Below are 23,421 nucleotides of genomic sequence, written 5' to 3'. Positions count from 1 at the left end.
AAGGTTGGAGTCGATGAAGTGAGAAGCCTCGTCCGAAAGGACGGGGAGATGTCACAGGACCTTTTTATCTTCGTTAGTTCAGAATTGAGTTTCATTCTTGGCCAACCGTCCCCAGCCTCTGAATACTAAACTCTCCTCTCCATCACCGATGTCGGCCCTCTTAGAACTTTTTTGAGTATTTACCTTTCCTTCTACGCTTTGAGCTACAGGATCCTGGGAAAAAACCTAAAAGTGGACATAAATACCAGATTCAAAGTGGTATCAGAAAGCTTAACAGGCCTTAATAAAATGGTTTTGTGAACAAGGAGAAATAAATGAAATTTCTATCGACCACTACCTTATTAAGCTTTTCGATGTTACTTGCTACATCGGTTTTCGCTGCCGACAATACGGCAAATTCAAATTTCTTAAAAGAAGTAGACAAGAACCAATGTTTTGGTTGTCATAGCACTGCAATTAAAACGTTATCAACCCGAGGTGCCCACAAAAATTTAAACTGCACCTCTTGCCATGATATCGATGCAAACCACTTGAAGGCCCCTAGCGCAGACAACCGTCCTACGACGCACTTTGAATATGCGGCCTGCGGTCAGTGTCACCAGGAACAGCACAAAGACATTATGGATCCCAAGTACCACTATCAGTGGGCTTTAAACAATAAACCTCAGACGTATTCCGTCATTAGAGATATCGCCGGTGATAATTCCTTCAGAGACATTCAATATCGTTTGCCTAGATTTCACTCAAGCATCGTCACAGATTTAGCAAATATTCGTTCTGACGGTCGTTACGAATACAAAGACTTTTACAAAGACATGTCCAAGCCCGGCGCTCCTATGTGGGAGGCTTTAATTGACACCAGACCTCAAGAAGGTGATGCTATCAAGCCGTCAAAGACTCTGTCCCTAACATGGCGTCGCATAAAGGAAGAGAGATTATGGGCCGCTCCGACTGTCTTAAATGCAAAACTAACGACAACATGATGGATTTTGCATACCTCGGAAAGAAACATCCGAAGGCTCCTTTAGCTTTCAATGATCTGGATCACAAGGTCTTAAAGACAGTCAACAACAGCTTCAACTGCATTACCTGCCATGATCCTCACTCGGCCGAACCAAGAATTGTTTTTGATCACTTGATAGAGGCCATGACCCATAAGGACTTCAAGGACTACAACTATCAAAAGAATGCCGGCAAGACAGGTTATCCGAAGATTGAAGTTTTCAATATGGGTGTAAGAGGGTATCCGAGAAAGATTGCAATTTTGGATAAAGCCAATTCAAACTACATGTGCGGACAGTGCCACCAAGGCCACAATCGTTCTGAAACTTTCTACAAAGATTCCGACGGTCAGCTTGCCCATCCAAAAGAGGCGATTGATCGAGAAGGGTGGTCCGTGGGAACGTTTTTTGCGGCCAATCCAATCGAGCGTTGGAATATTGTCAGAGGCTTAGGACTGCATAATGGTGTTGACAAAGAAACCGGTGTGAAAACAGTTTCTACTGACCATTATCACATGGAAACACTTGTTGGTTCCACACATGGTAAAGCCGGAGTTGGATGCACTGACTGCCATTTCGCGAAGAAAGAAAACGGTAAATTAGAACACCAGCCGAGCTTACCAAGCCTCAAATACAAGAACACATGCGCCCGCAGCGATTGCCACGGCAATCCGAACGGAGACAACTGGAGCGAAGGTCAAGCGGCTTATATGGTTGCAACTATCCAGCAAAGATACCGTATCCATAAGGAAAGACTTGAACGATACGGCGCCGCTGCTAGAAAACTGCTGATACAAGCGAAAAATGGTGACGTTAAGATACCGGAAGCTCAATACAAAGAACTTCAAGACGCCTACAGTCTGTATTTACACACTAGAGGTTGGTACTTCAGTGACTATTCCGAAGGAGTACATGACCCAAGAGGATTCGAAAAGACTTCCTCCGAAGTTATCAAGAAATTAAGAACAGCCACAACCGAAGCCAATAAGGCGATCAAAGGCTAGATAAGCTTTAACTGAAACGAAGTTATATGCTTCGTTTCAGTTTTTTCTCTCGTTGGTGGTAAACAAAAGCAACGAGTGCTTTGATAATATTTTCTGTGCATCCTCTGTTAGAAGTTATTTGCTGACTCAGATTCCTATGACTCAAGCTATTAATCCATGTTTTCAGATTATTCGTATATCCAAAGAGAAAGGATCTCCTGCAGCTTATTATCAACTGTCAAAGAAAATCGAAAATCTGATTTCCGAAGGTTTTTTAAAAAGCGGAGATGAACTTCCATCTTCTCGAGTTTTGAGTTCTATTCTGAATTTATCTCGCACAACAGTCACACAGGCTTACAAGCGCCTATTAGAAGAAGGATGGATATTCAGTCAGAAAGGCCGGGGCTGTTTTGTCAGTGAATGCTCAATTGATTTGGATTTACATAAATCTTCCTTTGCGACGCTGTCCGGCAATATTAAGAAGCCTAAATTGCCAGTTAAAGCTGAAATTGCAAAACAAGCTTTACAGTTCCCAGTACAAAAGGAAGTACCTTTTGCTCTTATTGCACCTGACATGGAAAGCCTGCCTGGTAAAGACTGGACAACAATCGTGGCAAGAGTTTCAAAAAGCCCTTGGATGCACAATGCCTATGCAGAACCGGGCGGTTATCGACCGTTTAAAAAAGTCATTGCTGATTTGTTGAGAAGAAGCAGAGGGATCAATTGTTCCGGTTCTCAAGTAATTATCACATCCGGGGTTCAGGAAGACCTTTATTTAGCGTTACAAGCTCTGTTTAGTGAAGGCTCCAAAATCGCAGTTGAAGATCCCGGCTTTAGGCCTCATCGTGATTTAGTTGAATTTTTAGGGCACTGCCCTATTCCTATCCCGGTAAACGAGAACGGTATCAGCATCAATCAGCTTTCTAGCGATAAGGAGCTAGATGCTGTAATCGTCACACCGAGCTTTCAGTATCCAACAGGACATTTGATGAGTCTGGAGAGAAAACTGGAACTTATCGACTGGGCAAATTCTTGCGGAAAGTGGATTTTAGAAGACGGTTACGATACCGAACTTTTTACCGCTGACGACCCCAACCCCGCTATTGCATCTTTAGATCAAACAGGCTCAACCATTTACATGGGAAGCTTTACGAAAACAATATATCCTGGGTTCAACATGGGATACATTGTTCTTCCGGAACAATTAATTCCGGTTGTTGAAGGCATAAAAATGCTGACCCTCAGACATTCGAGTGAGGTCCACTCGGTAATCCTTACGGAATTTATTGAGGGCGGGTTCTATGAGGCTCATATCAGAAGACTCAAAAGAATGTATCAAAAGCGGCGCGAAACTTCTGTCCATTGCATCCAATCTCTTCTAAGCCAGTTTGGATCTCTGAAAGCTAATACCGGCGGTACGCATTTAACCTTTATCTTCAAACCTGAGTTAAAAATAAATGATGTTGAGTTAAACCTCTATTTACGACAAAATTATCATTTAGAAAGCCGACCGTTGTCCCCCTGTTATGTGAGGGATAAACCTCAGTCCGGTTTGATTTTAGGATACGCCCATTTCTCTGAACAGATATTGACTGACAGCTACCGTCGGCTAAGAGACGGCATCACAAACTTCCTTAAACGAGCCTATTTATGAGACAAGACATCGTCCGAAACAAACAAGTACTAAGTATTGAAGAATGTAAAGCCATACTGGATAGGAACATTCATGGCGTTATCGGTTTAAACGGAGATGACGGCTATATCTACACCGTTCCCGTGAGCTTTGTTCGGCATGGTGACCAGATATTTTTCCACGGTCGGCCCAAAGGCTATAAATCTGAAAGTTTTAGGCGAACCAGTAAAACCAGTTTTTGTGTGGTCGATCAGAGCTTTGTAGTCCCTTCTCTGCGAGCCAACGATTTCAGAAGTGTTATCGTTTGGGGACACCTCAAAAAAATTGAGACTGAAGAAGAAAAAGTCAAAGCATTACGAGCCTTGGCTCATAAATTTTGTTTCGGGATTCCTGACAATGAAGAAGAGATTCAATCTGCAAAGCAATATACAGAAGTGTACGCGCTCGTCATTGAATGCATGACCGGAAAGCAGGCTCTAGAAGAAGTGCGGCTTGCAGGCCAAAAACTCCGCGGGCAGAAATAGCAATATTTCCATTTCCCGTCTTTAGAACCAACCGAGGCCGGGATGTCTGTAGTTGTGTTCGATGCAATGGAAAATCTCTAATAAAAATACTTCTCTGCTGTTGACCCTTTTATTTTCTTATTCATAAGTAAACAGTTCCTGCCGGCGAAATCCGTTATTCCAACCTCCTTCCTGATGAACTCGGTTCTCCGGCAGTAACCGAAAAAAGATTCAGCACTCTTGCAAGTATCCATAAGATTTTTCCTGAAATACGTCTAGCAAACCTGAGCGGCTTCAACTTTTCCGTATCTGCTTCCTACGATAGGCTGACGCATAATTTCATCTTCGAGGGTTTTCCACTCACGCTCATCAATCAAAACGCATCCCGAAGCAAAATTCTCTTTCATATGTTCTGCTCGAGTAGTTCCCGGGATCGGCACAATCCAGGGCTTTTTAGAAAGAGCCCAGCCCAGTTGAACTTGAGCGACGGACAGTCCGTGTCGATTTCCGAAATCCTTGAGCTTCTCAACAATCGTGAAATTCTTGCTAATCGCATCAGGCGTAAATCGCGGCAGTGAAGACCGATTGTCATTGACAGCGGCAAATGTCGTTCCAGGCGTAATAGATCCAGCTAAAAAACCTCTGTTTAACGGGCTATACGGAACGAAACCGATACCGAATTCCTCTAATGTTGGAAATATCTTGTACTCAGCTTCACGCCACATAAGATGGTATTCACTTTGTACAACTGTGACGGAAAAAATCTTATGACTTCTTCGGATAACCTCAGCTGAAGCTTCACAAAGACCGAAATGTCTGACTTTTCCTTCTTTAACCAGGTCTTTCACCGTCTCGGCAACCACTTCCGGCGGAACTTTCGGATCGACACGATGTTGGTAAAAAACATCGATGACATCTCTCTTTAGTCGTTTAAGAGAGGCCTCACAAACCTTCCTAATTCTCTTAGGCGAGCTGTCCAGCGCTCCGTAAATCGGCTTTTCGTTTACGTCAAAGGCGTGACCAAATTTTGTAGCTACGAAGATGGATGAGTTGTCTCCGAGTGCTTCTCCAACCAACTCTTCATTATTGAAAGGACCGTAGATTTCAGCCGTATCAAAAAATGTGCATCCGCAGTCTACAGCCTCCTTAAGAAGACGAACCATAGAAGCTCGCTCCTTGATCGGACCTCTATGGTGTGTCATTCCCATGCAGCCAAAACCTAGAGGACTGACGGTTAGAGCAGCCTCTCCTGAGCCGAGTGTTCTTTGAGTGATGTTTGTTAGTGTTTTAAAAATAACACTCATTTTCTTGACCTTATATTTGGAAACGGACATCTCCGTCTTCTTCTATTTGCTAATCAGGTTCTTCCTAAAGAAATCGGCTAATTTTGCAACAGTAGGCGCCACAAATTCTTCTTTGTCATACATAGCAAAGTGAGAGGCTCCGGGAACCACGACTAGCTCTTTTGGTTCTTTTGCTTTTTCGTAAGCTTCCTTGCTGAAGCGCAGCGTCTGTGCCTTTTCTCCAGCGATGATTAGGACAGGTCTGGGTGAAATAGCTTCCATGTGCTCAAGCGGATAATACCCAGCGAACAAGCCTAACGTTGCAAAATGGAATCTATTGGATGCATTGGGAGAGGCGCCCCGCTTCTCCCGATAGTAACTAAAGGCTTCTTTTGTGAAGTCATCGGTCTTATCCGTCCAGTCCTTTTTATCCGGAAGCAACGGAAAAACCTTCGGCTTTTCGCCTTTTTCAATCCGGCTCCATTCGTCAGCAACCGCGTTCAATGTGTTTTGGAACTGCTCAAAGGAGACCTCAGCTCCTTCAATGCCGTGGCGCGCGGCCCCTCCGATATCGTAGGCTACAACAGAAGCCGTAGCTTTGACCCGAGGATCGAACTGCGCCTCATGCAAGGTATAGCCGCCTCCGGCGCAAATACCTAAGGTACCCACCGCTCCGATCCTTACTTCCTGACGATTTTCTAGGAAGCTCACTGCGCTTCTGATATCTCTCAGCCGTACTGAAGGATCTTCGTAATCTCTTGGTGTGCCGGTACTTTCTCCATAATGAGAGGCATCATAGGCCAAAGTGACAAAACCTTCTTTCGCCAATCTTTGAGCATAGAGACCTGCGGTTTGTTCCTTAACACCACCCCACGGATGACTCACCACGATAGCCGGATATTTTTGTGAGGCATCGTAATTAGCCGGAAGATACAAATTACCTGCGATTGTTTCCGGTCCGGATGCGAATTTTACAGAAGTTGATCCCAAAACATTAATACCGTCGGCAACGGTTTGCGCAGCCGCTGCTCCGGCCGCACAGAAGCCCACAGCTGAACAAAGAGCAAAATATCGAAGTTTGTTCCTCATGAATTCTCCTTAGATGGAAAGCCAATGTTTGAATTGCTTGGAAGCACCAAATCCGCTACCGTAAAATGCAATATTGCGATATTGATTTCCCGGCGCCAGTCGCTGAAGATCATCCAAAGTTGAGGCTTCTCCGCTGCCGCCGTGAGATGTGAACAGCATTAGAGTTTTTCCTCGAAGCTTCGTGTCTTGAAGAAACCTCTGAATTGGATAACACAGATGTCCTCCCCACGTAGGAGATCCGATATAAATTACGTCATAGCTATCTAAATCTTTCTCAATCGGATAAATAGCCGGAAGAGTGTTTGCCGCACGCTCAGCTTTAAAGCGTTCGATTGTTGCGTCATAATCTGCCGGATAGGGAGAGGTGCTTTCGATTCTTATAGTTTCAGCTCCGGTTAGCTTCGCTAAAGTGTTTGCCAAGGTCTCCGTATGCCCAGATCTTGAATAAAAGACAATTAGACTTTTAAGATCTTTTCCAGCGGCGTAAGACGTAATCGAAGCGGAAAGAAAGCCCGTTAAGAAAGTTTGTAAGATCCTTCTGCGATTCATTGATTTCTCCTTTTGCTAGAAAGGTTGCTTTAATGCATACATGGCCCACTCTTTAACTGTTTGTTCTGAATGTGCTAAATCGTCTCGGTTAATGGAAAGAGTCGGAAGAATTTTGGCGTTCCGAGCGCACCGTCTAAGTTCTGCGCTTGTTCGAGCCAGTCCTCCTGTCCCATGAACACAAAACGGAGCAATAATTTTTCCTTTAGTCGGAAGCATTTCCAGGAAACTGCAGACAGTCATCGGGAGCGTATAGCTCCAGTTAGGAAAGCCAAGAAAAAGGAAATCGAATTCAGGAAAAAGTTGTCGGCTGGATAATGCCGGACGATATTTACGCGTTTTTTCGTCAATGGCCTGGTCTAAGCATTCGTCGTAATTCACCGGATACGGCTCCTTGGCCAAAATAGGGAACACTTGTGCAGCAGTCGCCTCCCCTATCCACCTGGCCGCAATCGTAACTTGACCCGGAGCCTGTAGACTCGCACTCGTTGTTGCGTCGATGTCCGATGGTCTAATCTGTTCTTGGAACGTATTGTCATACCAGGAGTAATAGGCTACGAGAATCTTTCGTCCGGATCCCAAGACAATCGTTGGAAAAGCCGGTATAACTAATGCGGAAAGAATAAAGTGTCGCCTAAACATTGTTGGCCCTCCAAATTGGCAGCGTGTTCAAAAGAAGCCCAAAAAATACCGAGATAAACGGAACAAGGGTGACGAGAAAAAGTCCAGAATCATAATTTCGGAGCAAATCGACCATATTCATATCGAAGTCGCTGTATACAAAGTTCGGCAAACAATGCAAAGCGATGTATAAAGCTAGCATTCCCAAGGCAGCAAGACCGACTTTTACTATTCCTATTGCTTTGATCTTCTCTAGAGAAAGATGTACCCCAAAGTGAAAAAAAGAAAGTAAGAGAAAAACCATGCCCAGGCTATGATGCACGTCGATCATCAGTGCTTGTATTGTTTTGACTCTCAGAATAGGGAGGGCGTACCTGGAAAGAAGAGCTCCTGAGATCATCGTGAACAAAAATACAATCATTAAGGCAATTACAGAAAGGCTTTTAATCCTCAGGACCATGCCAAACCTCGGACAGACAGCAGAAAACCACCACTTCTGAGCCGCAGCGTGACACACGAAAACAGCGGCAGCAAAAAAGGCTAAATATTCATGCGCTTCTTCCTCGACCGCATTCATGCTCACGAGAAGCAGAATTAAAATCAGCATTGCGATTTTGAACATTACGAACCTCTTATTTCGTGAATTCAAAGACTTCGTAGGATTTAAGTTCGTTAAAAACAGACAGATCTGATGTGACTTTGCCCATTGGATAAACGGCCATACTCAAATGCGGCCGAGTACTTTGAGCATAGAAAATCGCAACTGTATCGTTTGTTGGGCAATAGGTTAAAGTGCCATCTTCAAAGGTGTACTGACCTTTAGAAACCGCATTGATTTTGCCGGGCATCGGTCCATAAAATTCCCGTCCGCCAAATTCTCCCATGCGTGCTTTCAGAGGAAGCTGCCGGTAAAACTCCATTGCCTCGGGAGTATTGTTCAGTTCTATGGTTAGATTTCTGCCTCCCACGGTGCATGAAATTTTTCTAAGAGAAGATGCCTGTGCATCCGGAGCAACGCGTTTTAACCAAGCAGAAACTCTAGTCGGAGCTGTATCTAAATCTGCTGAGGATAGTTGAAATCCATCCTTTTCAACTTGGCTTTGAGGCAAGAATCGGTTTAAGGAACCAAAAGCAGATGCACAGCCATAACCGTCATGAGTACAGAACGGAATCACACGCTTACCTTTAAGATCCTCTGTCGCCAAAAAGCTTACAACCGCTTGAGGAATTCTCATATTCCAGACTGGAAATCCTAAATAGATCGTGTCGTAAGGAGTTAAATCAGGTGCGGAAATGAGCTCTGGTCTAGTACCTCGGTTCTGTTCACTATGATTTCGTTCAATCGTTTCTTCAAAAGAATCCGGATACGGACTCTTCACTCTAATCGGATACACATCGCTTGAGTTGGTTTTGGCAATGATGTTAGCAACATAAGCTGATGAGCCGAGCTTGGAAGAAGGATGATAAGAGGCTTGAGTTACCGAGTCGACGGTTGGACTCACTGTATTCTCAAATTTAGAGAAATATACGACAGCAGTTTTGGCTTGTACCAAAGAACACATAAGAAGAGTCGTTAACGAGAGTACAACGGCTGAAGAGATACAAAGCTGTTTGTTCATGTCCATCACCTTTTAATTTGATAAACAAATTTTATAAATTCTCTTCTTTTATATCCAATACTTATTTATAATAGTATTTAATAAAATCTGTGCATGAATGGAACTTGAATATGGATTTACGTGTCCTCAGGTCTTTTATTACGATCTGCAAGCTCGGAAACATTACGAGAGCTTCCGAAGCGCTTTTTATTTCTCAACCGGCTTTAACTCGTCAGCTACAAGAATTAGAAGAAGAGGTTGGTACGAAACTGCTTAATCGAAGCACTCGCAACCTGACTTTGACTGAGAGCGGCTATCTCTTTTTACATCGGGCTGAAGAAATTCTTGCTCTTGCAAACCAAGCCAAACGCGAACTCTCTGAAAAAGGAGATTTTTTGCGAGGAATAGTTCGGATCGGAGTGGTCGAAACTTCGGCCATGGATTTTCTCACTGAGAAGATCGGAGAATTTACACGAGATTACCCGCACGTTTGCTTTGAAATTTACTCCGCCGACAGCGATGATTTAAAACGCTCTTTAGATGAAAACAAACTAGACATCTGCGTTCTCTTAGAACCGGTGGAAAGTGCCAAGTACATTCAAACTCCCATCCCGAGTAAGGATCGATGGGGTCTTGTTGTCAGAGAAATTGATATCTCTGAAGGAAAAACTCATTTTACTTATGAGGAAGTCAGCCAATTACCTCTCATCCTCCCAAGGCGCTATATCGTATTAGACGAAATCGCCAGTTGGCTTCATGTCCCTGAAAAAAAACTTAAGGTTGCGGCCTACCATAATTTACCTTCTAACGCACTTTCCATGGTGACGGCCGGCTTCGGTTCCCTTCTTTGCGTAGAAGGATCTTTCATCAATCGTGGAAAGCCTGGTCTGAAATTTCTTCCGGTAAAGCCTGAAAGAGCAGCAGGACATGTTGCTGTTAGAAAGAAAAACCGCTCCCTGTTCAAAGCCGCAGAATTCGTTTGGGACATGCTGAAAAACTCAGGAAATCTCTCAAAAGCTTAATTATTCGAGAAAAAGTTTCTGCCTGAAAAATGCACATTTTGTGCGCATAAGGAAAATCCGCAAGCTCCTGAAAGCCTGCGGATGGAATCTTGGTAGGCACAATTGGACTCGAACCAACGACCCCCACCATGTCAAGGTGATGCTCTAACCAGCTGAGCTATGTGCCTGAAGAGGTTTGAACTATACCAGTAGTTTTTTGACTTGGCAAGTCAAAATGAGAAATTTTTTCTAGACCGTTCGTAACTATTTGTTTTATAATTAATAGTTTTACATATTCTTGCATTTTAAGGATTGTAGAACTGCATCTTTAAGAAATTTTTCGAGGTTTTGAGACAATATTTTCTATTGAATAAGCACAGACTCTACTCCTCCTCTTTTCTTCTCTAACTGTCGGCAGCAAGCTTGCTGTGCGACGGCGCTAAAAAGCCCGCGTAAAGCGGGCTGAAATTAATTCAGAAAATCGGATCCTATTTTCGGCGTGCACTTACCACGTTTTTAATTTCGCGAAGCGCATTCAAGGTTCTCTTCAAATCCTCCGAGTTCTTAATCTCAATAGTAAAGTTGAAATGCAAGTCTCCTTTGTTTCTCGAAGAGTTCATGGCAACTACCGGCTGCTTTTCCTTCGAAAATACTTCGGAAATATCCCTTAGCAAACCGACACGTTCAATGGCAATAATCAAAATCTCGACCGGGTAGCTTACATCGGTATCAGTTGTCCAAGACACTTCGATAAGTCTGTCATGGCCTTCATCATCAAGATTTCTGATATTGGGGCAGTCTGCGCGGTGTACTGTCACTCCCCGTCCTCTTGTCACGAATCCTACAATGGGATCCGGAGGAACCGGATGGCAGCATCTTGCTAATTGAGTCAGAAGAGAATCCACGCCGACAACGAGAACCTTTCCTTTATCGTGATGAGCTGTTTTCTTAGTTGTGGCGACCGTCTCTTCTTGTTTTTCCTCTACTCGCGGCGCCAGGACGTTTTCAATGGCTTTTTGACCTAATTCATCCTTACCTGCAGCTAAGCACAGCTCATCCACGCTGTCAAAGCCTAATTTCTTTGCCAGTTCTTCCAACTTAACCGCTGTTTTGCCTAAACGGGCAAGATCTTTGTCAATCTTTTCTCGGCCCGCAGTTATGGCTTGCTCCATTTCTTGAGCATTAAACCATTGACGCACCTTTGTACGGGAGCGAGGAGAAGCAACAAAGCCGAGTTCAGGGTTAAGCCAGTCTCTGCTAGGTGCCCCAACCTTCACGGTTATGATCTCAACCGTCTGACCGCTTTGAAGCTTCGTATTAAGCGGAACCATTACGCCGTCAACCTTTGCTCCGCGACAACGGTGACCTAGCTCTGTATGAAGATGGTAGGCAAAATCAATCGGCGTACTGCCGGCAATCAAATCTAAGACCTTTCCCTGTGGAGTGAGCACATAAATATGCTCATCTTTAAGTTTGTCCGGAGTCGGAGTTTGCTGAACATCAGATTTCCAAGCCAACATTTGTCTGAGCCATGCCACTCGGTCTTCTTCATTTTCTCCGGCTTTTCGCTTAGAGCCTTCTTTATAGCGCCAGTGGGCTGCCACGCCGAGCTCGGCGAACTCATGCATTGCGCGCGTACGAATCTGGATTTCCAAAGGCTTACCTTGCGAACCGACCACCACCGTATGCAAGGATTGATAGCCGTTTGGTTTTGGTTTGGCAATGTAATCGTCGAACTCTTTAGAGAGAACTTCGCTGTTTTCTTGAATGAGAGAAAGTGTTTCATAGCACTTCTCAACGGAGTCAACAATGATTCGAACAGCCCTTACGTCATAAAGCTGTTCAAACTTCAGATTCTTCTTGCACATCTTCTTCCAAATGGAATAAATATGCTTAGGTCTGCCGCTGACGGAGGCTTGAATACCGTTCTTGACTAAAAGCTTTTGGATTCGTTTAACCGCCTCTTGAATGGAAGCAACTCTCTCCTCTCTTGTCTCTTCCAGAGCAGCTGCGATTTGAGCGAATTCTTTTGGTTTAGTAAAACGAAGAGAAAGATCTTCCAACTCCCATTTCATCTGCCAAATACCAAGCCTGTTAGCCAGCGGAGAATACAACGCTAATGTTTCAGCGCCATACTCTTCAGCGCCCGGAGCTTTAGTAGCTGCGAAATAACGAAGTGTTTGGAGTCTTGAGGCAAGTCTGAGAAGAACGACACGCAAATCTTGGCAAAGAGCAAGAAGGAGTCTTCTGACGGCTTCCGGCTGTTCGCTGATTTTTGCTTCACCTTCACGCGAACGTGCTTTTTCGCTCACATCCAAAACAACTTTGAGATTAGTAACCAGCTCACAAACGTGACGACCGAAATGTTTAGTCAGCCATTCTTTAGGATTTTTTAGCTGATCCCAGACAAAGAAAAGATAACCGGCAGCCAACAAATCATCATCGTCTCTAATTCCGCGAAGAATGTCGACTACGCCTTCTGCATGAGACATCACGGGCTCTCCCGTAAAAAGCACTTGTCCCTCGTAAAGCGGTTCAATGATTCTTCTGACTTCAGCCAGAGATAACGGAGGATTCGACTCTTCCATTTTATTTCCTACTTAAAATCTTTTTATCAAAAACAGACCTGATACAGAACCTGTCTTCCTCATAATTCGGTCAATTCTAAATTAAGGCCAATTAGTTGTCGAAATCTTTTAAGAATATCCAAACCAAAATCAGTCAAAAAAAAGAACTCCACAGATCTTCACCTATGGAGCCATTTTCTTGTCAGCAGCCTAGTCTTATAGTGCGGCTTCCGCTGAAACTTGAACTAAGAAGGCCGGACTGGAAAGTTCGCATTGAGCCACTGTCCTTGCGGGCGTACTTCCGGGTGTCACCCATGCTTCCCATTCTTTGTTCATATCTTGAAGATCACCGATATTGGCCAGATAGACAAAAGCGCGAAGCAAGCGGCTTTTATCAGTTCCTGCTTCTTCAAGCAATCCATCAATTAAGGCCAAAACATTTTTAGTCTGCTGGCGCGCTGTGCGGGCAGCAGACAAGTCAACCTGCCCGGAAATATAAACGATGCCGCCATGTACAACAGCCTCGCTAAACCGGTTATTAACTCGAATACGCTTAATTTCGCTCATTTTTTCTAACCGTTAGTTCTTGAAAGAATGGATCGGGGCAGGAATACGACCGCCTCTGTTGATGAAGTCTGCAGCAGTTCCTTGCTGGACCGGCATAATATCAGCTCCTCCGAGCAGTCCGCCAAACTCCGCTCTTTCGCCGACCGTCTTGCCCGGAACGGGAATCAACCGAACGGCGGTTGTCTTTGCGTTAATCATGCCGATTGCCGTTTCGTCAGCAATAATCGCCGAGATGATATCAGCCGGAGTCGAACCCGGAATAGCAATCATGTCCAGACCAACAGAGCATACGCAAGTCATGGCCTCTAACTTCTCAAGAGTGAGCTTGCCGCTGGAAGCTGCTGCAGCAATAGCAGCGTCTTCACTGACGGGAATAAAGGCACCGGACAAACCGCCGACTTGAGAAGAGGCGAACACGCCGCCCTTCTTAACAGCGTCATTGAGCATTGCCAACACAGCTGTAGAACCCGGAGCACCGATGGAACTTAGACCAACGCTTTGGAAAATTTCGCCGACGGAATCGCCGATAGCCGGAGTCGGTGCTAGAGAAAGATCGGCAACACCAAACGGAAGATTCATTCTTTGGGCGACTTCAGAACCGATCAGCTGACCTACTTTGGTCACTTTATAAGCAGTTGTTTTGATGATTTCCGCAATTTCGGAGATATTGAGATTTTCGCCTTCACGCTTTACTGCACGATCAATAGCTTTCTTTACAACGCCCGGACCCGAGACGCCTACGCTGATAACGGCGTCTGCCTCGCCTACGCCGAGATAACCACCGGCCATGAACGGAACGTCCTGAGGAATATTGCAGAATACAACCAACTTGGCACAGCCTAAACCGTCACGATCCGCAGTAGCTTCAGCAACATCCAAAATTCTATGACCCATTAACTTCACGGCATCCATATTGATGCCGGCCCGTGTGCTTCCGACGTTAATGGAAGAGCAAACTCGGGATGTAGTAGCTAAAGCTTCGGGCAATGCATCGATAAGATTCCTTTCTCCCGGAGTAATACCTTTTTCTACAAGAGCACCAAAGCCGCCTAAGAAGTCAACGCCTGCCTCTTTGGCACAATCATCGAGAAGCTGGCAAGTTTTAACCATTTGGTCGCGGCTGAAGCCCGCACAGACTGTACCGATCGGAGAAATCGTAATTCTCTTGTTGACGACCGGTATTCCGTATCTGTCTCCTACTTCATTGCAAGTAGAGACTAGGTTCTTAGCAAACTTATGAATCTTTGTGCGCACTTTAAAGGAGAAGGTGCCGAAGTCGTCGCTTATGCAGTCAAAAAGATTTAAACCCAAAGTGACGGTACGAACATCCAAGTGTTCGCTTCGCAGCATATCAATTGTCGATATAACTTCGCGTTCAGTAAGCATTTTTGTTCCTAATTATTCTTTAGATTGGTTAAGCGACAGAGACTCTGTGAATAGCTTCAAAAATTTGACGATGCTGCATGCTCAAAGAAACGCCTTGCTCTTTGGCTATGTCAGACAGGGTTTTGTGAAGAGCTCTTCTATCAATATCAAACGGGACGGTAATTTCAAATACCAACAATACTTTTTCAACACCGTCAAAACTGTCTTGATTAATAGAACGGAAGTTGTCGATATTAATTTTGCCTTCAAAGAAGATTCGGGTGAAAGCCTTGAGCAAACCTTTACCGTTTTTACCATCCACGGTCACGACAAACGGTTCGCCATCGGTATGGGAATCAGACCCTGCCTGATAGTCCAGAACGTCCACCCACATATTAAAACCGCGTTTTTCAAAAATTTTGACGATTTCGCTATGAACTTTCTCTTTAGAAACGTCCTTCGGCTTATTTACGATCATGATGGAAGAGAACTGATCGGCGACAGTTGTCTGGCTCATATCAACAAAATTGCAATTCAGTTTGCTGAGAGCTTCAGCTACGGAATAAACGACGCCGGCCCTATCCGGTCCCGCCACGGTCACTAGAATTTTGTCCACTTTATAAATCCTCTTTATTGGCTGTTGTGGATTATCACAAGACTGATTTTGTATATTAATTAAGAAGATAAGCCTATAAATCTTTTCAAGGTACTTTTTTGACAGCTCCGAGCGTCTTAAGTTTCGGGAATGCGTCAAAAGCATTTTGGGTTGTCTGCTCGGCAATTTCTTCCAAAGAGACCCCTCGGAGCTCGGCCGCCACTTCCGCATACATACGGATATCTCTGGGCATACTGTGGGCATCGTCCGGGTTTTCCGCTCTTCTTATGGAGGAAGGCATATCCGGACAGTCGGTTTCCAGAACCAAAACTTCTGCCGGAAGCGCCGAGAGGAGTTTTCTGATTCTGCAAGAGCCGGAATAAGTGCATGCTCCCCCGTATCCAAGCTTTAAGCCTAAATTGATGAAAATCTTGGCTTGTTCCAAGCTTCCGTTAAAAGCATGGATTGCACCTCCGCAAATTCCGATGCGTCTAATATGCTTAGCCACAAGATCGATAGCTCCCCGGGCATGTACGCTGACGGGAAGCTGGTAGTCTCTCGCGAGCTTCAATTGGTCGGAAAATACCTTTTCTTGGAACTCCATGGGGATCTTGTCGGTGATAGTACCGTCTAAACCAATCTCACCGATTGCGCTAAGAGTAGAAGTGGCCAAGTGCCGCTCTACGAACTCTCTAATGAGATTATGCTCTGTACAATAGGTTTTAGGATTCAGAGACAGCGGATGGATCCCGGCAGCATACCCGGCATTTATTAAAGCAGCGACAGTATGGGTCCGCAAAACACTCCGCCAGTCGCCTGCACAAATAAGCATTTGACAGACACCTGCATCAACGGCAAGTTCGACAGCCGAGGCGAGAGCTTGCCGAGACTTCGTAAATTCGTCAACAAATAAATGATTGTGGGAATCAACTAATCGAACCATCAGAAATTCTCCCGTCTTTCAGTCTTAAAATGCGATCGCATCTTCGAGCTAAATCCATATCATGGGTCACTATCACAACGGCGGTATGCTTCATCCTCGCTAACTTGAGAAGATAGTCAAAAACAGAGAGGGCCGTATCTTGATCCAAGTTGCCTGTCGGCTCATCTGCTAATAGACAAACCGGATCTCCCACGGTGGCTCTGGCAATCGCAACACGCTGTCTCTCCCCGCCTGACAACTGACTCGGTAAATGATCTTTACGATCGGCCAAGCCCATGACTTCTAATAGTTCAAGAGCCTTATTCTCCGCATAATCCGTTTTATCTCTTCTGATACGCAAAGGCATGGAGATGTTTTCCAACGCCGTGAATTCCGGAAGCAGATGATGAAATTGATAGACGAAACCCAGTTTTCTATTTCTGAGAATCGTCCTTTCTTTTTCTGTTAAATGTCCCAAATCTTCTCCGTCGATTGTGACGGAACCGCTATCAAACACATCCAAACCGCCTAGACACTGCAGCAAAGTAGATTTTCCGGAACCGGAAGTTCCGACAATTGCAACAATTTCACCGGCTCGAACCGATAAAGTCACTCCTTTAAGAACCTCTACCGTAGAATTTCCTTCCGTATAGGTTTTCTTTACATCAACAGCTTCAACTGCCAGTTTCTTATTCATATCTCAAAGCCTCCGCCGGTTGAATCCTTGCCGCACGCCAGCTCGGATAAATCGTTGCAGCCAAAGAGATAAGGAACGAAAATACGGCAATCGGAACGATATCGTCAGCTCTCGGCTCGCTCGGCATATTGGAAATCAAGTAAATATCCTTAGGCAGGAACTGAACGTTAAACATCGCTTCAATAGTATTTACAATCGACTCGACGTTAAAAGCAATGAGTAACCCAAGTCCCACTCCGATTGCAACGCCTACAAAACCAATAAACATGCCTTGGATCATAAAAATTTTCATAATCGACCCTTGAGACGCTCCTTGGGTTCTGAGGATAGCGATGTCGCTGCGTTTTGAGTTAACCGTCATCACCAAAGAAGATACTAGGCCGAAAGCACCGACCAGAACGATGAGAAACAAGATAATACCCATCATTCTTTTTTCGACCTGAACGGCGGCAAACCAATTTCTGTTTTGTCTTGACCAATCAAAAGCGTAATACCCGTCTTGGAGCTGAGAATTCAAATTTTTGGCTACAGCAGGTGCTTCCTGCATATCTTTCAATTTAAGACGCAATCCTGTGGGGCCTCCTGTGCGGTAAAGCGCGGCAGCATCATTTAGATTGATAAAGCTCATGGAGCTGTCATATTCATAATGACCGGAAGAAAACACACCGGAAACCGTAAACTGTTTCATTCTCGGAACCATTCCGGCAGGAGTGAACTGCCCTTGGGGAACCATCATAGAAATTTTGTCACCGGGAACGACGCCGAGGCTTCTAGCCAGATCCATTCCGATTACGATATTAAAAGAGCCCGGTTTGAGGTCAGAGAGTTTGCCGACCTTCATCACGGTCGCCACATTGCTGACGGATTTCTCAGCCTCCGGTTCAATACCGGTGACAGCTACACCTTTAATGTTGGCTCCGCTGCTGAGAAGTCCCTGGCTCCTAACATACGGTGCAGCACCGATAATTTCTTTATTTTTTGATTGAACTGTTTTTGCCAATGCCTGCCAATCCGAAATCGGAGCGGTTGTATGAACAATTTCTGCGTGCGGGAGAACGGAAAGCATTTTATCGCGTACTTCTTTTTGGAACCCGTTCATAACCGACAAAACAACGATCAATGCCATCACACCGACAGCAATAGATAAAACCGACATCCCGGAAATAAAAGAAACGAATCCGTCCCGTCTGCTCCCTCGCATGGAAAAAGTGTAGCGAAGCCCTACGGCCCACTCAAAAGGGAGCTTTTTTATAAAAGAATTTTTCACAAAAATTTTCCATCTGTAGAGGTGAAGCCATTTTAACTTGCAGAAGGCTGCTATTAGAATGACGGAATGTCTTCTTGTATATTTTTATTCCCAAACGCACTTCTTTCTGAAGAAGAACGGACCCAGTTGGGCAACGCCGCCGTTCCCGGCCCCCTTCGCGATATGTGCCAAGGATTCAGCGAACCCACGTGTTTTTCCGTTTTCGGAACTGAAGCTCTTCGAGGTACAGCCACTGATCAGTGGATATGGATGAATATTGCCAAAAAAGAGGACCTCATTCCTTACGCTCCTCTTCTTTGGGAAGGTTTCGGCGGACAAAGAATAGCCAAAGAGTTCTGGCAAGTCTCTCCCTACTATCTAGACGCCAAAGGCTACATTGAGGAAGCAGCGGAAGCTTTCGACTTAGATGAAGAGTGCTACCTACGAGATCTTCTGGCCCCTCTTGCCCGGAAATATAAGTTAGAAGTCCAAGTGCTGGACGGAAGGTTCTTTTTTGCAAGAAAAACCGCTTGGAAAATTGAAGTTTGTCCGTGGAAAGCTCAGCTGCATCAAAAACCCCAGCCGGTCTTCGGAGAGGACAAATCCGAGTTTGAAGCTATAAACAACGAAATTAAAAATCTTCTTCAAGGAAGCGAGCTTAATCAATACCGAAAAGAAAACAACCGTCAAGAAGTCCAGAGTTTATGGATAAGCGGCGGCGGATTTGACACTGCTATTAAAGACGTCTCCTTCACCCGAGTGGTTCAAACCAACTCAGTTCTTGTGAAAGGAATCTGCAAAGCTTGCGGAATTGCCAATAATTTCGTCACGGCCGAGGGCGCACCATGGCCGGCAGAATGTCCGGAAGGGGATCGCTTAAGCATCTGTACGGACTTTATGGATCCGGCCGTCAAGAAGGACAAGAGAAAATGGATTGATGCTTGGGAAAAAATTCGCAAACAGGTTGAGAACCATCTGGCTACTGCTAAAGGCCTCGAGAACCTGGAATTGTTCAATCCTGTCTTTGTTGCCACCGACGGCCTTAGAGTCAGCACGATCACAAAATCATTGAAGAAATCATTTTTTCCTATGTTTGGGAAGAAGCAGGACTTCTCCGAGCAATGGATTTGTCCTAAGGATTAAAGGATGTCACTTTTCAGCGTTAGACGTTTTAACTCCGTTGTTGCAAACAGCTTAGCCAGTGCCGGCTATCCAGCGCCCGTAGCTCGGGCCCTTGCAGCAAGAGGGGTATGTCATGCACAAGATTTAAACGGAGAAATCAAAGATCTGCTTCCTCCGCATCTTATGAAGAACTGCGTTGAGGCCGGAAAACTATTAGCCCAATGCATTCTCGAAAAGAAAAAAATTATCATCGTAGGAGACTATGACTGCGACGGAGCGTCCGGCGTAGCAGTCGGTATTTTAGGCCTCAGACTTTTAGGAGCTGTGTTCCCCGACTTTCTGATTCCGGACAGAGAAAAAGACGGTTACGGCCTGTCAAAATTTCTCGTTGACCGCGCTTTGATGGAAAAAGCAGAAGTCCTTTTGACGGTTGATAACGGCATCTCATCAATTGAAGCGGTTAAATACGCCAAAGAAAAAGGTCTGACGGTTATTGTTACCGATCATCATCTTCCAGCCGATGCTCTGCCCGAGGCAGATTTTGTTGTAAATCCTAATCAGCACGGAGACGACTTCCCGAGTAAAGCACTGTGCGGCGCCGGTGTTATGTTCTATCTTCTTTTAGCTACTCGAAGTGCGCTTCGAGAAATGGGAGTTTATTCTTGTGTACCTCAGCCAAATCTTTTAACTTTGATTGATTTGGTTGCCTTAGCCACGATTGCCGACGTTGTTCCGCTGGATCGAAACAACCGCATCATTGTTACCAAAGGCATTGAAAGAATTCGTCAGAACAAGCTGCAGTCAGGCCTATCAGCTCTGCTCAAAGTCGCGGGACGAAATTGTTTTGATATTTCTGCCACTGAACTGGCGTTTTCCGTGGCTCCGAGAATCAACGCCGCGGGACGTCTTTCCACTAATGACTTGGGCGTTTATTGTCTTATTAGCGCCGATGCACCGACAGCATTTGATTTTGCACAGAAGTTAGAGGAGCTCAATAAAGAGCGCAAAGTCAAAGAGCGCGAGATGCAGCAGGATGCACTCTCTTCTATCGGTACTTTAGATGATCCTGAAGCCCCTGCCATTTGTCTCTACGACCCTACATGGCATTCCGGCATCGTCGGATTGGTTGCCTCGCGCATTAAAGACAGCTATTACCGGCCGACTATTGCTTTTGCTCCGAGCACGGAAGAAGGACGAGAAGGAGAAATTAAAGGATCAGGCAGATCAATCACCGGCATTCATCTGCGAGACACTCTGGATCTCATCAATAAGAACCATCCCGGCTTGATTCTCAAATTCGGAGGCCACTCTTTAGCGGCGGGTCTGACTATTAAAGAGAAAGATTTGCCGGTTTTTGAGAAAGCTTTCAAAAAGGCCGTTCTCAAGAATGCTCCTTCCGGAACGTTTGTTAAAAACACTTTAGTCGACGGAGAACTTGCTCCTTCAGACTTCACCATGTCAGTTGCAAATGCCATTGACAGTATTGTTTGGGGACCGTCTTTTCCTGAACCGATTTTCGCTAATCGGTTTGTGGTTAAAAATCAAAAACTACTGAAGGACACTCATCTGAAACTCGATTTAGAGATGGACGGGGTAGCCGTGTCCGCCATTTGGTTTAGAAGAAAGAAACCGCTGCCTGAAAGAGCTTATCTGGCTTACAAGATCTGTGTTAACCAATGGGCCGGCCGCAGAACTCTTCAGCTCGTTATTGAAGACATGGAAGACGAGGAAGAAAGGCTTCTTTAGGAGTGGTCCGAACCTAAAACAAAACTCAAAACTGCTGGGAAGAAATAAAGGCTTTTCGGCAGTTTCTGTTTTCGTTTTTGAAAAGTAAAAAAATTGGACCAACGTAAGAATCACGAGCCTTTCTCATCTTCATCGCTCTCATAAACTTGAGCCTTGCAAGAATATGATTTGATCAAGAAACCTCAGTAATGCAGTTTTCATCCTCTTTCGGTTCGTCCTCGTAGGTCTTTGATAGCGTTTAGGCTCAAGGCCTGCATAAGAATATTTTCCCAAACTATTTGTTTCAACTTCAAGTGCCCTTGAGCTGCTTCACCTCTACTAACTACTTGGTTATTGGGAAAATTTTGCACAGCCCAACAGGCTCGATGTTGTTAAGGAAAAGCCGTTTTTAATGCCTATCATTGGTAGAATGTCAGGTTCATTGAAAGTTGTACCACTCTTGATTTAATTGGAAAAACGAATGGATGTTGAACGCCTAAACCTTATTTCTTCCACTGCGGAAGATCTCTTATCCCGCGTAGAAGAACTTCGGGGGTATCTTTGACTTCGACGAGAAAGAAAGAAAACTAGAAGAAGTCAACCGTGAAATAGAAAATCCTGACCTTTGGAATAATCCTGAAAGAGCTCAGGAAATCAGCCAAGAAAAGAAACGATTAGAAGACATCGTTCTCGGTTTGAGAGACCTGCAAACCGGCTTAAAAGATTCCTTAGAACTTTTTGAATTGTCTCAAGCAGAAGATGATGAAGACACTCTGCTTGCGATCGAGCATGACGTCGGCGAGATGCGGAAAAAAGTTGAGCATCTCGAATTTCAGCGTATGTTCAACCAAGATCACGATGAAGCCAACTGCTTCCTTGAAATTCAGGCCGGTGCCGGGGGCACCGAAGCTCAGGACTGGGCAAGCATGTTGGAAAGGATGTATCTCAAGTTCTCCGAACGTCAAGATTTCAAAGCAGAGCTCATTGAAGAGACTGAAGGCGATGTGGCCGGCATCAAAGGCTGCACAATCAAAATTACCGGCAATTATGCTTACGGCTGGCTCAGAACTGAAACCGGTATTCACCGCTTAGTCAGAAAGAGCCCCTTTGATTCAAATGCCAGAAGACATACTTCTTTTGCGTCCGTTTTTGTGTACCCGGAAGTTGACGAATCTTTTGAAATTGACATCAATCCGTCTGACCTAAGAATTGATACTTTCCGTGCTTCAGGTGCGGGCGGTCAGCATATTCAGAAGACAGACTCGGCCGTTCGAATCACACATATTCCGACAGGTATTGTTGCTGTTTGCCAAAATGGCCGAAGCCAGCATCAAAACAAAGCCGATGCGATGGCTGTTCTGAAATCTAAGCTCTACGAAGCTGAATTGAGAAAGCGCCAGGCCGTTCAGCAAGCGGTTGAAGACAGCAAGAGTGATATTTCTTGGGGCCATCAGATTCGCTCCTACGTGTTGGATCAGTCCCGCGTTAAAGACTTAAGAACCAATGTCGAAACAGGCAACACAACAGCTGTCCTGGACGGTGCTTTAGAACAGTTCATTGAAGCAAGTTTGAAGCAGGGAGTCTAAGATGTCGACACTAACCATCATCACCGGTGCCTCCAAGGGCTTAGGCAAGCAGCTGGCACTTCAATGCATGAAGGTAGGCGATACCGTTGCCACCATTGAGCGTCATCCGGACACTGAGCTTGTCGGAATCGCCAAAGAACGCGGCTGTGAGTTAATTCAGCTTCCCGTTGACTTAACAGATCTTAATTCCACAGTTTCGACAGTTTCCTGGCTGATTAACCAAGCCTCGCCGGAGCAATTCTCTTCTGTCAGGCTCATCAACAATGCCGGAGTTCTCGGACCTGTCGGACCGATTTCTGAGGCCTCTGCTCCTGACATCGATCACACGATCCGCATTAACTTTGAAGCACCGGTTCTTATTATTCAGAGATTTTTAGAATTAACCAAGAATTGGAAAGCGCCGAAGAGAATCATGAATATTTCTTCCGGCGCCGCTAGAAAAGACGTTCCGGGCTGGGCCATGTACTGTTCGACCAAAGCAGCCTTAGACAGATTTTCTTCTACCGTTTCCGAGGACGCCAAAATCCACGGAATCGATCTCAAGATTTCCTCCGTTGCTCCCGGCGTCGTTGACACCGGAATGCAAGAACAAATTCGTTCACTCTCTTCGGAAGATTTTCCGCAAGTCGAAAGATTTAAAACCCTCAAAGAAGAGAGTAAATTAACTTCGCCTGATAAGGCTGCCGCCAAACTTTTGGCCTATCTGGACAGCCCTGCTTTCGGACAAGAAACCATTACCGATATCAGAAACATTTCCTTCGAAGGATAAAA

The 23,421-nt window shown here is 45.1% G+C and carries 22 protein-coding genes and 1 tRNA gene; 9 read left to right on the top strand and 14 right to left on the bottom strand.

Annotated features, from left to right (window positions below; all coding sequences use genetic code 11):
• Positions 1–314 precede the first annotated feature (314 nt).
• The 4 genes from RDK53_RS08555 to RDK53_RS08540 all read left to right on the top strand — a co-directional run bounded on the left by RDK53_RS08555 (position 315) and on the right by RDK53_RS08540 (position 4,141).
• Positions 315–983, top strand: a complete 669-nt coding sequence (locus RDK53_RS08555) for a hypothetical protein (RefSeq protein WP_308514173.1) — start codon at positions 315–317, stop codon at positions 981–983.
• A complete protein-coding gene (locus RDK53_RS08550; protein WP_308514172.1) occupies positions 938–2,005 on the top strand; it encodes an ammonia-forming cytochrome c nitrite reductase subunit c552 in 1,068 nt (355 codons plus the stop codon). Before RDK53_RS08555 ends, RDK53_RS08550 begins: the two co-directional genes overlap by 46 nt.
• 118 nt (positions 2,006–2,123) lie before the next feature.
• The gene (locus tag RDK53_RS08545) at positions 2,124–3,638 is read left to right on the top strand and encodes a PLP-dependent aminotransferase family protein (protein ID WP_308514171.1); all 1,515 of its coding nucleotides are present in this window, start codon (positions 2,124–2,126) and stop codon (positions 3,636–3,638) included.
• Positions 3,635–4,141, top strand: coding sequence for a pyridoxamine 5'-phosphate oxidase family protein (locus RDK53_RS08540; protein WP_308514170.1), 507 nt, complete (start codon positions 3,635–3,637; stop codon positions 4,139–4,141). The genes RDK53_RS08545 and RDK53_RS08540 overlap by 4 nt, the downstream gene beginning before the upstream one ends.
• Before the next feature lie 254 nt (positions 4,142–4,395).
• On the opposite strand, the gene RDK53_RS08535 is transcribed toward RDK53_RS08540, so the two are convergent.
• Genes RDK53_RS08535 through RDK53_RS08510 form a run of 6 tightly spaced genes read right to left on the bottom strand, consistent with a single transcriptional unit; the run spans position 4,396 to position 9,278 of the window.
• Complete coding sequence (locus RDK53_RS08535; RefSeq protein WP_308514169.1) at positions 4,396–5,454, bottom strand: aldo/keto reductase; 1,059 nt, start codon at positions 5,452–5,454, stop codon at positions 4,396–4,398.
• Between the two features lie 12 nt (positions 5,455–5,466).
• Positions 5,467–6,492, bottom strand: coding sequence for an alpha/beta hydrolase (locus RDK53_RS08530; RefSeq protein ID WP_308514168.1), 1,026 nt, complete (start codon positions 6,490–6,492; stop codon positions 5,467–5,469).
• Between the two features lie 9 nt (positions 6,493–6,501).
• Positions 6,502–7,041 (bottom strand): flavodoxin, encoded by a 540-nt coding sequence (locus RDK53_RS08525; RefSeq protein WP_308514167.1) that lies wholly within the window; start codon positions 7,039–7,041, stop codon positions 6,502–6,504.
• Between the two features lie 15 nt (positions 7,042–7,056).
• Entirely contained in the window at positions 7,057–7,680 is a 624-nt protein-coding gene (locus tag RDK53_RS08520) for a flavodoxin (RefSeq protein WP_308514166.1), read from the bottom strand.
• Positions 7,673–8,281, bottom strand: coding sequence for a hypothetical protein (locus RDK53_RS08515; protein WP_308514165.1), 609 nt, complete (start codon positions 8,279–8,281; stop codon positions 7,673–7,675). The genes RDK53_RS08520 and RDK53_RS08515 overlap by 8 nt, the downstream gene beginning before the upstream one ends.
• 10 nt (positions 8,282–8,291) lie before the next feature.
• Positions 8,292–9,278: a cyclophilin-like fold protein gene (locus RDK53_RS08510; protein ID WP_308514164.1), complete on the bottom strand. Its 987-nt coding sequence runs from the start codon at positions 9,276–9,278 to the stop codon at positions 8,292–8,294.
• A 110-nt stretch (positions 9,279–9,388) separates the two neighbouring features.
• On the opposite strand from RDK53_RS08510, the gene RDK53_RS08505 reads away from it, so the two are divergent.
• Entirely contained in the window at positions 9,389–10,279 is an 891-nt protein-coding gene (locus tag RDK53_RS08505; RefSeq protein ID WP_308514163.1) for a LysR family transcriptional regulator, read from the top strand.
• A gap of 90 nt (positions 10,280–10,369) precedes the next feature.
• Here RDK53_RS08505 and RDK53_RS08500 read toward each other — a convergent pair.
• The 8 genes from RDK53_RS08500 to RDK53_RS08465 all read right to left on the bottom strand — a co-directional run bounded on the left by RDK53_RS08500 (position 10,370) and on the right by RDK53_RS08465 (position 18,172).
• Positions 10,370–10,446, bottom strand: a tRNA-Val gene (locus tag RDK53_RS08500).
• Between the two features lie 300 nt (positions 10,447–10,746).
• Positions 10,747–12,846, bottom strand: a complete 2,100-nt coding sequence (locus RDK53_RS08495; RefSeq protein ID WP_308514162.1) for a bifunctional (p)ppGpp synthetase/guanosine-3',5'-bis(diphosphate) 3'-pyrophosphohydrolase — start codon at positions 12,844–12,846, stop codon at positions 10,747–10,749.
• Between the two features lie 195 nt (positions 12,847–13,041).
• A complete protein-coding gene (locus tag RDK53_RS08490) occupies positions 13,042–13,392 on the bottom strand; it encodes a RidA family protein (RefSeq protein ID WP_308514161.1) in 351 nt (116 codons plus the stop codon).
• Between the two features lie 12 nt (positions 13,393–13,404).
• Positions 13,405–14,778 (bottom strand): PFL family protein, encoded by a 1,374-nt coding sequence (locus tag RDK53_RS08485; protein ID WP_066590592.1) that lies wholly within the window; start codon positions 14,776–14,778, stop codon positions 13,405–13,407.
• 28 nt (positions 14,779–14,806) lie between these two features.
• Positions 14,807–15,373 (bottom strand): ACT domain-containing protein, encoded by a 567-nt coding sequence (locus tag RDK53_RS08480; protein ID WP_308514160.1) that lies wholly within the window; start codon positions 15,371–15,373, stop codon positions 14,807–14,809.
• An 85-nt stretch (positions 15,374–15,458) separates the two neighbouring features.
• Positions 15,459–16,295 carry a TatD family hydrolase gene (locus RDK53_RS08475; protein ID WP_308514159.1) on the bottom strand — a complete coding sequence of 279 codons (837 nt, stop codon included), beginning with the start codon at positions 16,293–16,295 and terminating at the stop codon, positions 15,459–15,461.
• Complete coding sequence (locus RDK53_RS08470; protein ID WP_308514158.1) at positions 16,279–16,971, bottom strand: ABC transporter ATP-binding protein; 693 nt, start codon at positions 16,969–16,971, stop codon at positions 16,279–16,281. The genes RDK53_RS08475 and RDK53_RS08470 overlap by 17 nt, the downstream gene beginning before the upstream one ends.
• On the bottom strand, positions 16,964–18,172 hold the full coding sequence (locus RDK53_RS08465; RefSeq protein ID WP_308514174.1) for a lipoprotein-releasing ABC transporter permease subunit: 1,209 nt from the start codon (positions 18,170–18,172) through the stop codon (positions 16,964–16,966). The genes RDK53_RS08470 and RDK53_RS08465 overlap by 8 nt, the downstream gene beginning before the upstream one ends.
• Before the next feature lie 132 nt (positions 18,173–18,304).
• Here RDK53_RS08465 and RDK53_RS08460 point away from each other — a divergent pair, with 132 nt between their 5' ends.
• The 4 genes from RDK53_RS08460 (at position 18,305) to RDK53_RS08445 (ending at position 23,419) form a co-directional block, all read left to right on the top strand.
• Positions 18,305–19,360: a hypothetical protein gene (locus RDK53_RS08460; protein ID WP_308514157.1), complete on the top strand. Its 1,056-nt coding sequence runs from the start codon at positions 18,305–18,307 to the stop codon at positions 19,358–19,360.
• Between the two features lie 3 nt (positions 19,361–19,363).
• Entirely contained in the window at positions 19,364–21,085 is a 1,722-nt protein-coding gene (recJ, locus tag RDK53_RS08455) for a single-stranded-DNA-specific exonuclease RecJ (protein WP_308514156.1), read from the top strand.
• 460 nt (positions 21,086–21,545) lie between these two features.
• A protein-coding gene (gene prfB / locus RDK53_RS08450; RefSeq protein WP_277041041.1) for a peptide chain release factor 2 occupies positions 21,546–22,650 on the top strand; the annotation gives its coding sequence in 2 pieces (ribosomal slippage) (positions 21,546–21,626 and positions 21,628–22,650; 1,104 coding nt in all).
• 1 nt (position 22,651) lies between these two features.
• Positions 22,652–23,419, top strand: a complete 768-nt coding sequence (locus RDK53_RS08445; protein ID WP_308514155.1) for an SDR family NAD(P)-dependent oxidoreductase — start codon at positions 22,652–22,654, stop codon at positions 23,417–23,419.
• Positions 23,420–23,421: the final 2 nt, after the last annotated feature.

The organism is uncultured Turicimonas sp. (assembly GCF_902477955.1).
Lineage (GTDB): Bacteria > Pseudomonadota > Gammaproteobacteria > Burkholderiales > Burkholderiaceae_F > Turicimonas.
Note: the sequence above shows the minus strand (reverse complement) of the source record. Positions and strands in the feature narration are given on the sequence as shown.